A 14,115-nucleotide genomic window follows, 5' to 3' on the forward strand; every position below is an offset into this window, starting at 1 on the left:
CCCGGGGCCCCTGGCTCCGGGCCACCGGCCCGTACGGTGCTGCCGTGGTGGCGGGCACGGCGCAGGCACAAGGTCCCCCGTACCATGCGGAAGCGTGAAGCTGACAATTCTGGGCGGCGGCGGATTCCGGGTCCCACTCGTGTACGGGGCGCTGCTCGCCGACCGTGCCGAGGGCCGTGTCACCGCCGTCACCCTGTACGACACGGACGCCGACCGGCTCACCGCCATTGCCCGCGTCCTCGCCGATCAGGCCGAAGGGGTGCCGGACGCACCCGCCGTCCTTGCCACGACCGAGCTCGACGAGGCACTGCGCGGCGCCGACTTCGTCTTCTCCGCGATCCGGGTCGGTGGTCTCGAAGGACGTGCCGCCGACGAAAGGGTGGCCCTCGACGAAGGCGTGCTCGGGCAGGAGACGGTCGGCGCGGGCGGCATCGCATACGGACTGCGCACCGTCCCCGTCGCCGTCGACCTCGCCCGGCGCATCGCCCGGCTCGCCCCGCACGCCTGGGTCATCAACTTCACCAACCCGGCGGGTCTGGTCACGGAGGCGATGTCCCGTCACCTCGGCGACCGGGTCATCGGCATCTGCGACTCCCCGGTGGGCCTGGGCCGCCGGATCGCCCGGACCCTCGGCGTCGACCCCGAGCGGGCCCGGATCGACTATGCCGGCCTCAACCACCTGGGCTGGGTACGCGGGCTGCACGTCGACGGCCGCGACGAACTGCCGCGCCTGCTCGCCGACCCGCACCTGCTCGGCTCGTTCGAGGAGGGGAAGCTCTTCGGCACCGACTGGCTGCAGTCACTGGGTGCGATCCCCAACGAGTACCTGCACTACTACTACTTCAACCGGGAAGCCGTCCGCGCCTACCAGGATGCGGAACGGACCCGCGGAGCCTTCCTCCGCGATCAACAGGAGGGCTTCTACGCCCGGATGAAGGACCCGGCCGCTCCCGCCTTCCCGGCCTGGGACCGGACCCGCGCCGAGCGCGAGGCCACCTATATGTCGGAGAACAGAGAGGTCGCCGGGGTCGGCGAGCGCGACGAGAGCGATCTGGAGTCCGGCGGGTACGAGCAGGTCGCCCTCGCACTCATGCGGGCCGTCGCGCGTGACGAACGGACCTCGCTCATCCTCAACGTCCGTAATCGCTCCACGCTCTCCGTGCTCGACGCCGACGCCGTCATCGAAGTGCCGTGCCTCGTCGACGCGAACGGTGCCCGTCCCGTCAGCGTCGACCCCCTCCCGTACCACGCCGTCGCACTCGTCACCGCGGTCAAGGCCGTCGAACGCGCCGTCCTGGACGCGGCCGCGAGCGGCTCACGCGCGACCGCCGTCCAGGCCTTCGCACTGCACCCCCTCGTCGACTCGGTCTCGGTCGCCCGCCGGCTGGTCGACGGATACATGAAGGTCCATCCCGGACTCGCCTACCTGAACCGTCCTTGAGCGCCCGGCCTCTGCTTCCTGGCACCCGCCTTCGGGTATTCCGTATCCGAAGGCGGAGCCGGCTGTCGGCCGCGGAAGGATGGCGGGTGCCGGGTGGCTTCGCCCCGCCTCGCGCCGGGGAACCGTCTCCGACTTCGACCCGGCCGATGCCGCCGTCGACGTGGTGGTTCCGGAGCTGCCGACGTTCGCCGACCGGACCCGGACGACTGCCCAGTGGGCGGGCGCAGTGTCCGCCGTGTCCCTGGACACGCGCCCTGCCGCACGCGGGTGGCGCGCCCGGACTGCTCGGGCCGGACCCACCCGGGGATCACACTTCCTCCTGGTGCGTACGGCGACGAGCGTGCACACGCGTCGAACTCCGTGCGGAGAAAGTCGGTTTCCCGCCTGAGCCCGGTTCCTTACACTGACCGGGAATCGCGCGCTACCACGCCAACGCAGCGCGCGCCGTGACGAGTGAGGGGAGCCCGGCCGTGCGCTACCGCACCGCTGTTGTTGTTCCCCGGTCACGGTATGAGGTGATCCTGGTGTCTTCGTACGCCCGGTGCCGGCTGCGCGGCCGGAACCGGATGTCCGTGACGAACACCTGACCCCTGTCAGCCCGGTGCCGAGTCAACCGGTCGGAAACATTCCGATGAGGCGGCGCCGCATCAGGGGTTCCCACGTGGCCTGACCGCGGGCCCGTTCGTCCCGGAAATTGCGCTGCCCGTTCCGGATCATCCCGAAAGGCCATGGGCCGTGCGCACCAACCTGAACCGTCATCCCGCAAGCCCGCTGACCGGCGTCCGCAACCTCGGCATCCTCGCTCACGTCGATGCCGGCAAGACCACCGTCACCGAACGGATCCTGTACGTCACCGGGTCCACGTACAAGCGTGGCGAGGTCCATGACGGGACGACCGTCACCGACTTCGATTCCCAGGAACGCGACCGTGGGATCACCATCTTTGCCGCTGCGGTGAGCTGTGTCTGGGACGGCCACCGGATCAATCTGATCGACACCCCGGGCCACGTCGATTTCTCCGACGAGGTGGAGCGCTCGCTGCGGGTGCTGGACGGCGCGATTGCGGTGTTCGACGCTGTCGCCGGGGTCGAGCCGCAGAGCGAGTCGGTGTGGCGGCAGGCCGATCGCCACGGGGTGCCGCGCATCGCCTTCGTCAACAAGCTGGACCGGGCCGGTGCCGACCTCGACACGGCGGTCGAGTCGATCCGGGCACGGTTGCATCCGGCCCCGCTGGTGGTCCAGTTGCCGATCGGTGCGGAGGACGGATTCACAGGGGTGGTCGATCTGCTGCGCATGCGGTCGCTGACCTGGGCCCGCGACACGTTCGAGGAGGGCCCGGTGCCGGAAGCGCTGCGGGAAGAGGCGCACCGGCGTCGCCGGCTGCTGGAGGAAGAGGTGGCGGAACTCCACCCGGTCGCTCTGGAGGAGTTCTGTGCCCGGTCGACGGTCTCCGCGCAGACTCTGGCATCCGCGCTGCGCGACCTGACCCGTACCGGTGAGGGCGTGGTGGTGTTGTGCGGTTCGGCGTACCGCAACTGCGGGATCGAGCCGCTGCTGGAGGCCGTCGTGGCCTATCTGCCCTCGCCGCTGGACGTGCCGGCGGTACGGGGCACCCGGGGCGGCGAGCCGCAGGAGCGGGCCGCGGACCCGGCGGCGCCGTTCGCGGCGCTGGTGTTCAAGGTGAACTCGACCGCCACGGGGCGGCTGACGTACCTGCGTGTGTATTCCGGAACGATCGAGAGAGGAGATGCGGTGCTGGACGTCGGTACGCGACGCACCGAGCGGATCGGCCGGATTCTGCGGGTCCAGGCCGACCGCCATGCGGAGACGGACCGGGCGGTGGCCGGGGACATCGTCGCGGTGGTCGGACTGAAGTCGGCCCGAGCGGGGGCCACGCTGTGCGTACCCGCAGCTCCCCTGCTCCTCGAACCGCCGGCCGTCGCCAAACCGGTGGTCTCCGTGGCCGTCGAGGCCCGCAGGCGCACCGATACGGACCGGTTGGTGTCGGCGCTGGCGCGGCTGGTCGAGGAGGATCCCTCGCTTGCGGTCAGGACCGACCGCGAGACGGGCCAGACGGTCCTGTCGGGGATGGGCGAATTGCATCTGGAGGTGGCGGTGGAGAAGATCCGGCGCGCCCATGGACTGGATGTCGGCATCGGTCGGCCGAGGGTGGCCTACCGGGAGACCGTCGCGCGCGGTGTGTCGGGGCTGGCGTACCGGCATGTCAAGCAGGACGGAGGCGCCGGCCAGTTCGCCCATGTCGTCCTCGACACGGAGCCGTTGGAGTCCGCCGCGGACACCTCCGGTGACAACGGCACCGGCAGCGCAGTGGACTTCGTGTTCCGGTCGACTGTCGTCGGTGGCAGGGTGCCGCAGGAGTTCGTCCGGGCGGTGGAGGCCGGCTGCCGGGATGCTCTTGCCGAGGGGCCTCTCGGCGGTCACCCGGTGACCGGGCTGCGGGTCACACTGACCGACGGAGCCACCCATGCGAAGGACTCCTCGGAGATGGCGTTCCGGACGGCCGGCCGGCTCGCACTTCGGGAGGCCCTACGCGCCGGTGTCATGGTGCTGCTGGAACCGGTGGTCGAGGTCACGGTCACCGTGCCCGACGACGCCGTGGGCGGGGTGCTCGGCGACCTGGCGGCACGGCGCGGCCGGGTCTCGGGTTCGGTCGCACGGGCGGGCACGGCGGTGATCACCGCGACCGTGCCGCTGGCCGAGCTGTTCGGCTACGCGACCCGGTTGCGCAGCCGGACCCAGGGCCGGGGGACTTTCACCACCCGTCCCACCGGCTTTGCCCCGGCGCTCAGCAAGGCGCCTGACGGGATGGCGTCCCGGTGACGCAACGGCCGGCCCCGCCGAACCAGGGCGGGGCCGGACCGGCCGTCGTGCCTGCCGGCCCGGTTTGTTCTGTGCCGCGGCATACCGGACCCGTATCCCGCGCATGCCTGCGTGGACCGAGCGGCCGGCATGCAGACCGGCTGTCGTGACGGAACTCAGCAGAGGCGCCGGCCTCCGGCCGCGGCACCGGCGGTCAGGGCCGTGCTCGGCCGGGCCCGGCGTGCCCCGCCGGGCCGCCGCGCTCACCCGAGGCACGCGTGCGGCCCGGACCGGGAGGTGTCCGCGGTGCGGGCGGCCCGGTGGGCATCGGTACCGCCGCCGTCGAACGGGTGCCGGTCGGCGCACTCCCGGAGGCTGAGGCACAGGTGAACCGCCCGCCGACGTGGGCACCGGCCGCTCCGGCGGCTTGAACGAGCGTGGAGTTGACAGGCTCCCGCACCCGCAGGCCGTACGGATCTCCGGCCGTCGCCCTGGGAGAACGGGGCCGAGCCCGGAGCGTCATCAGCCTTCGGCGGCCCGGAGTTCGCTGCTGATCAGGAGGTGGAGCTGAGCCTCCAGCCAGGCATCGGTGCGCCCGTTCTCCGGCTGCTGGTCCAGGGTGTTCAGGAACGCCCGCAGCAGTGCCGCCGCTCGGGACAGCCCGGTCCGTGACAGGGCGGTCGCCGCCGCGTCGATACGGGACCTGGCCGGTACCGTCGGACGGAGCAGTCCGTTGTGGGCCGCGGCGGCAAGAGCGGATATCGCCTCGTCCAGCGCCTCGGTCAGCGGATCGGGTGCCCGGTGCGCGGCCGCTGCCAGGGCCGTGGACCCGTCACCACGGGCCAGATCGGGCACCGTCACCCCGGCCGGGGTGAGCACCGCGATCGGGTCGATACGGATCCCGCCGCCGGCGCGGTGCACCGAACCACTGACGTGCGTGGCTCCGCTCTCCAGCGCATCGGCCAGGGCGTCCAGGGCGCCGGGGCACTCCGGCCGGTAGGCGGACGTCAGCAGGGCGGACGTCCCCGAGACGTCCCGTACCACTGCTTCGAGGCGCTGCTCCGCGGGGTCGTACCCGACGCTTTCGATCGCGGAAAGGGCGACCACCCGGACGGTTTCCGCCTCGACGCGGGGGCGGATCAGCCGCGGCGGCTGCCCCTCCCAGCCCGCGGCGAGCGCCGACAGATCCCGCACGAGCAACGGCTCGGGGAGATCCGTCCAGGCCGCGCCGACCGGGGTGATGCTCGTGGTGCCGAGGCGACCCCGGGTGATTTTGAGGGCGCGGCTCGCCGTGCGCCGGATGCTCTCGCTGACCAGGCTTCCGGTGGCCAGCGACGCGAGGGGCGTGGACAGGACCCGGCGCGTGGCGAGCCGGTGGCCCGTGAGCTCCTGGCCGTCGGTGGCGGTCCACTCCTTGCGGAGCACCAGGACTGTGCCTGCGCCGGGGTGCGCGAAATACACCTCGGCGACACGTGCTTCGGCCGTGCCGCGGACCCGGCAGCCGAGCGAGGTGAGCCGGACCCGGCGCAGCGGGGTGTCCCCGGTCTCCCGGGTGCCGAGGGCGCCGGGGACCGCGGCGGCCCGTCGACGGGCGTGAACCTCGGTGAGCAGAGCGGCAACCTGCTCCGGGCGGTAATGGGCACTGCGGTCGGCGTAGGCGGTGAGCTGGCCGGTCAGTTCGGCGACCGCACCGGCGGGCCAGTGCAGGGACGCCGCGGTCATCGCCTCACCGGCGCGGGTCAGTGCAGCGCGGAGCACCGGACCGGCATGGGCCACGCCCTCCTGCAGCAGTTCGTCGGCGAGCGCCGCGACGGCGTCCAGTTCGGGCCGGGCCGCGGGGTGCGTGCCGGTGGAGCGGCCGCCGACCTGCACGGGGGTGGCACGGTCCTCGGTCCCCGCTTCGTCGGCGGCCCGGAACGCCCAGACCGCCAGCGTCACCATCTCGTCCCGCACCGCGGCGGACGCGTCCGTCAGCGCGTACGCGATCTCGCCGGGCACCGGGAACCGCACCGTGCAGGTGGGCAGTTCCACCCACGGACCGGGGCGGTCAGCAGTGGGGCGGTGCACCAGGGCGCCGTAGCCGCGGTCGAACGTGCGACGGGCCGCGGTGAGTGCCCGGGCACCGAGAGCCTCGGTCAGGGCGCGGTCGTCGACGCTGCCGGGCGACCAGTCACTGACAGGGGAGGGGCAGGCGTCCGCGTCGGTCTCGGCATGGCGCTGATAGGCGAGGACGAGGGCGATGAGGTGGCGGCACACGCCCGGTGCGGCGCAGCTGCAGCTGCCGTCGCCCGGACCGGCGCCGGGCGGCAGGACTGCCGTGGTGCCGTCGTCGAAGCGAGCGCTCACGGTGGTGTCGGGCCCGGTGGTGAGGGCGGGCGCCCTGCCCGCGTCCAATTCCTTCGTGGCGCGCTTGACCAGGCCACGATTGGCGAGCGCGGCGAGTGTGTCCGGGGTGAGGGCCAGCAGGTCGGCACGGGTTGCGGACGCGCTGGATGTATCGGTGCTTGCCTCCGCAGTCGTCCCGGTGCTCATCCCGGACCCTGCGGCGGTGCTCGTCCGGGTCATCGGCCCAGCCTCTCGGCGACGAACTCGGCCAGTCGGCCCGGTGTCATCGCGCCGATGTGCGCCCCCGCCTCGGCGAGTCGGCCGGCCAGTTCGCGGTCGTAGTCGGGATTCGCGTCCTCGTCCAGCGCGGCCAGGCCGAGTACCGTGCTGCCCTGTTCCACCAGCCCGCGCACCGTGCGCACCAGCCGGTAGGAGTCGCCGCCCTCGTAGAAGTCGGTGATCAGGGCGACGATTGTGCGACGCGGGTTCTCCACCAGACCCGCGCCGTACTGCACGGCCCGTGCGATGTCCGTGCCACCGCCGAGCTGGACCCGCATCAGCAACTCCACCGGGTCGGTCACATCGGAGGTCAGATCCACCACATTGCTGTCGAACGCGACCAGGTGCGTCTTGAGACCGGGCAGCCCCCACAGGCAGGCGGCGGTCACCGCCGAGTGGATCACCGATCCGGCCATCGAGCCCGACTGGTCGACCAGCAGAATCAACTGCCATTGCGTCAGATGGCGTTGGGTACGGGAATGGAAGTGCGCCCGCTCGATCAGGAGGCGCCGTTCCGCCGGCTGGTAGTGGGCGAGGTTGGCCCGTACGGTCCGCCGGAAGTCGAAGTTCCTGGCAAGCGGCACCCGGCTCGGCTGCCGGGAGCGGGTGCCGTGGAACGCCCGGCGGATCTCCGGCTGCAGCTTGGCCAACAGGTTCTTGACGACCGACTCGACGATGCGCCGGGCCAGCCGCAGCACCTGCGGGTTCATCAGATGCTTGGTGCGCAGCACCGCCCGCAGCAGGGTCGGGCTCGGCTCGACGCGCTCCAGGACCGTCGGGTCGGTGACGATCTCCTGGATGCCGTACCTCTCGACGGCGTCCCGCTCCAGGCGCTCGATGGTCTCCTTCGGGAAGAGCCGGTGGATGTCGTCGAGCCAGTCGATCGCGGTCACCGGCGAGGGGCCGTCCCCGCCCGTGCGGCGGGCGGCCGTCCCCGACCGGCGTACACCGCGCCTGGCGAGGTCGGGGTCCCGGCCGTAGAGCCAGTCGAGCGCGGCATCCCGGTCGGCGTGACCCGGCCCCAGCGGGCCGGTGTGCCGTTCGACTGCGGAGCCGAGGATCAGCCGCCAGCGCTCCAGTCCAGGGTCGGGAACCCCGCCGGGATCCTGGGCGGTCGTGTGCGTCAACGGGTCGGGCGTCGTGGTCATGGTGCGGCTCCCAGGCCGTAACGGGACAGCAGTCGGGACACGTTCTCCTCCAGGGCGCCGGCGCGGGCGATCACCAGCGGGTCCGCGGTGGTCCGCAGCAGCGTGCGCGACGAGCCGCGCACCCCGCGCCGCCGCAGCAACTGCCCGGCGATCCGTTCGCGTTCGCGCGGCGGGAAGAACGCGAACGCCTGACGCAGAGCGGGCAGACCCGACAGGAAGTCATGGTCGGGCAACGCACGGACCACGCTGTCCAGCACATCGACGAGAGACTCCGCGCCCGACCGGTCCCCGCCGCCCTCCGCCTCCCCCGTCACCTCGTCGCGGGCGAGGGCGAACAGTCCGGCCAGCCAGTCGCCGAGCGCACCCGTACCGGCCGCCGCCACCGCACGCACCGCCGCGGCGCGATCCCCGGACGCCCCCGGCGAGCCCCCCAGCGCCCGGTGCATCCCGAAAGCGGCGCCCCGCAGATCGATCGGCGCATCCGCGTCACGGCTGATCCGCAGCGCGATCCGGGCCACGGCCGGCCGGGACGCCGCAAGCAACTCCTGCGCGTGCAGCACCGCATCCCGCACAGCCACCACGGCCCGCAGCCGGGGGAGGTCCACACCCGGCCCGCCGCGTGCGCCCTCCAGGAGCCACAGCAGCCGCTCCGTCGCCCCGTCGATCACGGCGGCGAGCAGCGGACCGCGCGCCACCCCGAACACCCGGTCGTGCCGCCACAGCCCCAGAGCCGTGGCGAGTACGTCGCCGAGCGGCCCGACGGCCTTCAGCTCGCCGGTTCGCCCCACCAGTTCGGTGAGCAACTGCTCCGACAGCGTGCCCACCCCGCACAGCACGGCGTCGAACAGCACCTCGGCCAGTGCGTCGGCCCCGGCGGCAACGCCCTGGGTCCGCTCGGTGAGCGCGGCCGCCGCCGCCTCCGCCAGGCTCGCCCCGTAGGCCCCCGCCTCGACCAGCGCGGCCTCCCGCCCCTGTGACGGCCGAGGCTCCCACCGCTCGGTGAACACCGGGTCGATGCCGTGCTCGGGACCGGCGGTCCGACCGTGGCCCGGGATTCCCAGCACCCGCAGCCGGTGCAGTACCCGGCTCCGCTCCAGATCGGCGGCGTCGGTGAGGTCGAGGCGGTACGAGGAGCCCCCGCCGTCGAGGCCCAGACGGCCGAGCTGCGCCGCCACATCGTGCACCAACGGCGGTGCCGGGGTGGCGGGATGCAGCCGCCCCACGCGGTCTCCGCTGCAGGCCGCGACCATCTCGACGACTGCGGGGTGGTCGCCCGTCGTCAGCGTGCCCCGGGTCGTCCATGGCAGCGGACGGTCCAGGTCGTCCGTGATCAGGGCGCCCGCGAGGCCGTCCAGCACATCGATCCTGGCGGGCCGCGGATGGCCGCGCAGCGCCGTGAGGCCCTCGGCCAGACTGCGGGCCGCGATCAGATCGGCGGTGGAAACCGGGAACTTCCGGGCCCGCAGCCGCTCGACGACCACCCGCAGCAATGCGTCGGCGGCCGCCCGGGGACCTGACTCCCACACCTGCTGGTAGTAGCCGGGCGACGGCATGCCCGACTGATACCCGGAGAACGCGTCCAACTGCCGGAACGAGTACGGCACGAGGAAGCTCCCGGCCTGCGCCTCCTCCGGCGGAGCGGGCACCTCCGGCCACCCGTCGGCCCCGAGCGCCCAACCGTGCGCGGCGCTCCCGCGGTCCCCGCCGGATGACGCCAGGGCCCGCAGCGCCGGCTGGTGGAAGCCACCGGTCACCACCAGCACCGGCCCTTGCCCGGCGGCAGCGACCGCGGCCCGCACCCACGCCGCCATGTACGCCTCCCGCGCCCGGTCGCCCGCATCCGCCTCCGCGTCCCCGCGTACCAGCGCGAAGTACGCATCGAGACGCGCGGCGAGACCGTCGTCCGGCTCCACTTCGAACAGCCGGTCCCAGAGCGCGTCCGAGGAGTCCACCGCGAAATGACGGCAGAGCCGCTCGGTCGCCTCCGCGTACCGGACCTCCGCGTCGGCGTACCGGTTGGTGCGCTCCGCGAACGCCGGATGCCAGGCCGGCAGGTCGATGAAACGGACCTCCGCCCCGGCGGCCCGCCCCGCCCGCAGTGCGACCCACTCGGGCGAGTAGTCGCACAGCGGGGCCCAGGACGTAGCGGCCCGCTGCCCGTCGCGGTAGTGGCTGAACACCGCGACCGGCAGCTCGTGTCCGAGCAGCAGTTCGTCCAGCCGGGCGTTCATCTCGGCCGGGCCCTCCACCAGGACGTGGGCGGGGCGCAGCTCCTCGATGGTCCGCTTGACGAGCCGGGCGCAGGCGGGGGAGTGGTGGCGGACCCCCAGGAAGACGGCGGACATCAGTCGGCCAGCAGGTGGCGCGCGTCGTAGAGGGCCTGCCACTGCGGGCCGCGGCGGCGCGGCACGTGCTGTTCCAGGTAGCGGCGCAGCCGTGCCAGGTCCTCCGGGCTGTCCTTGGCCGCCGTACCGGCCAGGCAGGCCACGACATCGGCCGCGCTGCCCGGTTCGCCGCGCAGGAACCAGCCGCGTACGCCGACCGCATGGGCGACCGAGACCGCCTCCGCCGTGCTCATCACCGCCGAGGGCCGGTCCGAGCCCGTCCCCGAGCCGTCGGAACCGCCTGCCCCGGCGCCCGCGCGCAGCTCGCGGAACGTACCGACCAGCACCTCCAGCACATCCCGGTCCGGCGGCGGCTCCACGCCCGAGCGCCGCAGCAGCGTGCTCACCTCGGCCTCGACGAGCGCCAGCTCGGTGTCCAGGTCGGGGATCGGGAACACCGTCTCGAAGTTGAACCGCCGCTTGAGTGCCGCGCTCATCTCGTTGACGCCCCGGTCCCGGGTGTTGGCCGTCGCGATCACGTTGAACCCCTGCCGGGCGAAGACCATGCCGTCCGGCCCGGTCAGCTCCGGGATCGCCACCACCCGTTCGGAGAGCAGCGAGAGCAGCGAGTCCTGCACCTCCAGCGGGCAACGGGTGATTTCCTCGAACCGTACGAGCCGGCCCTCCGCCATTCCGCGCAGCATCGGCGCCGGGACGAGCGACCGTGTCGAAGGTCCCTCGGAGACCAGCAGCGCGTAGTTCCAGCCGTACTTGATCTGGTCCTCGGTGGTGGCGGCGCCACCCTGCACCGTCAGCGTCGAGTCCCCGCTGACCGCGGCGGCGATCAACTCGGAGAGAAGCGACTTGGCGGTACCCGGCTCGCCCACCAGCATCAGGCCGCGGCTTGTCGCCAGGGTCACCAGCGCCCGGTCGACGAGCGACGGGTTGCCGACGAACTTCCGGCTGATGTCCGCGTCCGGGTCACCGATGATGAACCGGCGGGCCGCCCGCAGGCTCAGCTCCCAGCCCGGCGGCCGTGGATCGCGGTCGCCGGCGCGCAGCGTGTCCAGCTCCGCCGCGTACCTGACCTCGGCCGGGGGCCGCTGCACGGAGGGCCCCGACACCTCGTCCGTCGTCTGCGCGGTCACGACGCGACTCCCTCGGTCAGCTCCGTCAGGTCGGCGAGGAGTTCGGAGACGGTCACCGCGTCGAGCCCGGCGAACCGCAGCGGATGGGAGCGGCGGGGGAAGTGGTCGCTGGGGTGATCGTCGAGCCACACCGTTTCGAGCGTCTGGTCCGGGAACATGTCGACGACCCCGACCGCGATCCCGTCGTCCAGGGCGATCACCAGGTACACGTTGTCCGCGAGCCGCTTGGAGATCCACCGCTCGACCCCGGCGTCCTGCGGCGTCCCCCGCTCCCAGCCGCGTCGCTCCAGCCCGAGCACCTTGCCGGTCGGCACCTTGAGTCCCTCGAACCGGGTCAGCCGGTAGCCGTCGGCCTCTTCGTCCGTCAGCCGGAACACGGCGCGTCCCAACTGTGGGAACGGCTGCAGGATCTCGTAGTCCGCGAACACCTCGGACCAGTCGTCCAGCCGTTCGCCCAGCGCCAGTGGGTGCGCGATCCGTACCGTCGCCCCGTCGGCCGGCTCGAAGGTGTCGTCCTCGACATCCGCGAAGGTACGGTCCTCAGCCACCCGGAACGCGGTGGTCGCCCCGTCGGTCTCGCTCAGCCACACCAGTCGGCGCACCAGATGCCAGAGTAGCGGATGCTGCAGGAACAGCTCCCGGAACTCGGCCATCGTCCAGGAGCGCCGTGCGACCATCGCCGCCTCCAGGCGCCGCACCTGGTCGGAAGCGATCGTCCGCACGTCCTTCTTCAGCGCCATGAACCGCTTGCGCTCGGCCGGGGCCAGCTCCGCGTCGTCCCGCGCACCCGGCATCGGAAGATCCTTGCGGCGCTTGCCGTCGCCGTCCAGCACGTAGGGCCGCAGCTGTTCGTCGAACGCGACGGTGAATCGGCGGGTGCCGTAGTCCACGACCGTGGAGCCCTCGGCGTCCAGTCCGAGGTCCGGCACCAGCCGGTCGGAGAGCTGCTCGCCGGTCAGCCCGAGCCCCGAGGCGACCTCGGCTATCTTCTCCTGGGCCCGGACCTTCAACGCCTTGAACTTCACCCGCTGCGAGATGCCGTGCAGATGCAGCAGTGCCACATCCGTGCCGATGGCGGCGAGCACATCGAGACCCTCGACCGCCCGGTGGTGTGCGCCCTTGCCGGGCCAGGCGCGGATGACCGGCGTGAGCCGACGCACCGTCCCGTCGTCACCGAGCAGCCCGAGCGCCTGCAGCGTCCAGGACTCCTTGGCCGGCATTCCGGCCAGCCGCCACTGCTCGAACAGCGCCCAGGCGAAGGCGGCGAGCGACTCCGGATCCGCCGTCTCGATGAGGACGGCAACCCCCGGATACGTCTCCCCCGGCTTGGACAGTGCCAGCATCATCAGGGCATTCCGGACCGACTCCTCCGGCAGAGCGCCGCCGTCCCTGACCAGGATCTGCGGCAGCAGAGCGGCCTCCGCCCATTCGGGGACGACCGGCAACCTGGCGGGCAGCGCCCGCTCCAGCGGATCGGCCGCCAGCAACTCGTCGACCACGGCCGCGGCCGCCGCGCCGTACCCTGCGGCGGCGTCGTGCACCACCGCGTCTCCGTGGACCGCGGCGATCTGCACCAGCGCCTGCTCGGCGGCGCGACGGGCGGGCCCCGCCTTGCCGACCGCGTCCGGCACCAGGTGGGCGGCAGCCGTGGCGCCGTGCCGGGTGAACCATGAACGGGCGGTCGCCGCAGTCGACTTGAGCCGTGCCGACCAGTCCGCCATGTGCCGGGCGACCGCGACATCCACATACGGCAGGAGTAGCGGGGCGATGGAGCTCGGCTGATGGGGCGCCGCGCGGAGCAGCACCGGAAGCATGTCGAGTCCGAAGCGGGCGGCGACCGGCTTCAGCGTCTCCTCGACGTCCCACAGATCGTCCGGTGCCCACTTGTCGAGCCAGGGCCTGACTTGCTCCTCCGGGCCGTGCAGGAACATCCAGGCGGGCTGGAGGCTGGTCAGCGCGTCCGTCGCCTCGTACACAGCGACCTGTTTCTCCCAGTACGGCGCGTCCCCCTGCCCGCGCTCGCGGTTGTACCAGGAGCGGCAGGTGGCCCACTCCTCCTTCTCTCCCGGAAGCCAGGACACGGTCGGCTCCGCCTCGGCCGTCAGCCCGCTGATCACCGTGGCGGTGGTGCGCTTGCGCGGCCGGGACCACGGCGGGGAGACCAGCAGCTCCGGCAGCGTGTCCGAAGCGACGTCGGCGACCCGGCCGACCGGGTTGAGCAGCGGATCGATCACCGCGACAAGGTCGGGGTCGAGCGTCGCAAGCACCGTCGTCACCACGTCGCGGTGGGCGCCGATGTGACCCGCGAGCAGCAGCCCGGTCGACTCGGCGGACCCCGGAGCCGAGCCGTCCCGCACGGCCGCGGCGAGCAGTCGCAGAGCGCGGACCGGATAGCGGTGCGCCGCCTTGAACAGCGCGGCCCGGACGTGCTTCGTGTCCGAGTGGGCGAGGAGAAAGCCGAACGCCTCGTCCGACGGCAGTTCCACCAGCGCGTTCGCGAGGAACTTCACGTAGTCCACGGAGTAGTTGTCGCTCAGCCTTGATCCACCGATTGACGGGCGGTCTGTGGATAGCGAGACGAAGAGAGGTGCCTGCTGACCTGCGATGATGGGAGTTCTGACGCTTCCAGC

General features: G+C 72.6%; 7 protein-coding genes. 2 read left to right on the forward strand and 5 right to left on the reverse strand.

All coding sequences use genetic code 11. The annotated features are described in order from the left end of the window. Positions 1-94 precede the first annotated feature (94 nt). Positions 95-1,441: a 6-phospho-beta-glucosidase gene (locus ACFU6I_RS44780; RefSeq protein WP_384379183.1), complete on the forward strand. Its 1,347-nt coding sequence runs from the start codon at positions 95-97 to the stop codon at positions 1,439-1,441. A 735-nt stretch (positions 1,442-2,176) separates the two neighbouring features. Continuing rightward, positions 2,177-4,282 carry an elongation factor G gene (gene fusA / locus ACFU6I_RS44785; protein ID WP_384379186.1) on the forward strand — a complete coding sequence of 702 codons (2,106 nt, stop codon included), beginning with the start codon at positions 2,177-2,179 and terminating at the stop codon, positions 4,280-4,282. 501 nt (positions 4,283-4,783) lie between these two features. Here fusA and ACFU6I_RS44790 read toward each other — a convergent pair. From ACFU6I_RS44790 to ACFU6I_RS44810, 5 genes are read right to left on the reverse strand one after another with little or no spacing between them, the layout of a single operon-like run. After that, entirely contained in the window at positions 4,784-6,826 is a 2,043-nt protein-coding gene (locus tag ACFU6I_RS44790; RefSeq protein ID WP_384379189.1) for a hypothetical protein, read from the reverse strand. Further along, a complete protein-coding gene (locus ACFU6I_RS44795; RefSeq protein ID WP_384379192.1) occupies positions 6,823-8,013 on the reverse strand; it encodes a VWA domain-containing protein in 1,191 nt (396 codons plus the stop codon). Before ACFU6I_RS44795 ends, ACFU6I_RS44790 begins: the two co-directional genes overlap by 4 nt. Continuing rightward, complete coding sequence (locus tag ACFU6I_RS44800) at positions 8,010-10,358, reverse strand: DUF5682 family protein (RefSeq protein WP_384379195.1); 2,349 nt, start codon at positions 10,356-10,358, stop codon at positions 8,010-8,012. The genes ACFU6I_RS44795 and ACFU6I_RS44800 overlap by 4 nt, the downstream gene beginning before the upstream one ends. Then, positions 10,358-11,485, reverse strand: a complete 1,128-nt coding sequence (locus tag ACFU6I_RS44805) for an AAA family ATPase (protein ID WP_384379198.1) — start codon at positions 11,483-11,485, stop codon at positions 10,358-10,360. Before ACFU6I_RS44805 ends, ACFU6I_RS44800 begins: the two co-directional genes overlap by 1 nt. Next, the gene (locus tag ACFU6I_RS44810) at positions 11,482-14,004 is read right to left on the reverse strand and encodes a DUF4132 domain-containing protein (protein WP_384379201.1); all 2,523 of its coding nucleotides are present in this window, start codon (positions 14,002-14,004) and stop codon (positions 11,482-11,484) included. The genes ACFU6I_RS44805 and ACFU6I_RS44810 overlap by 4 nt, the downstream gene beginning before the upstream one ends. Positions 14,005-14,115: the final 111 nt, after the last annotated feature.

The organism is Streptomyces sp. NPDC057486 (genome assembly GCF_042802415.1).
Lineage (GTDB): Bacteria > Actinomycetota > Actinomycetes > Streptomycetales > Streptomycetaceae > Streptomyces > Streptomyces yanii.

Excerpts from the sequence above, each read along its gene's own strand:
- ACFU6I_RS44790 (WP_384379189.1), bottom strand. The coding sequence starts at position 6,826 with ATGACCCGGACGAGCACCGCCGCAGGGTCCGGGATGAGCACCGGGACG.
- ACFU6I_RS44795 (WP_384379192.1), bottom strand. The coding sequence starts at position 8,013 with ATGACCACGACGCCCGACCCGTTGACGCACACGACCGCCCAGGATCCC.
- ACFU6I_RS44800 (WP_384379195.1), bottom strand. The coding sequence starts at position 10,358 with ATGTCCGCCGTCTTCCTGGGGGTCCGCCACCACTCCCCCGCCTGCGCC.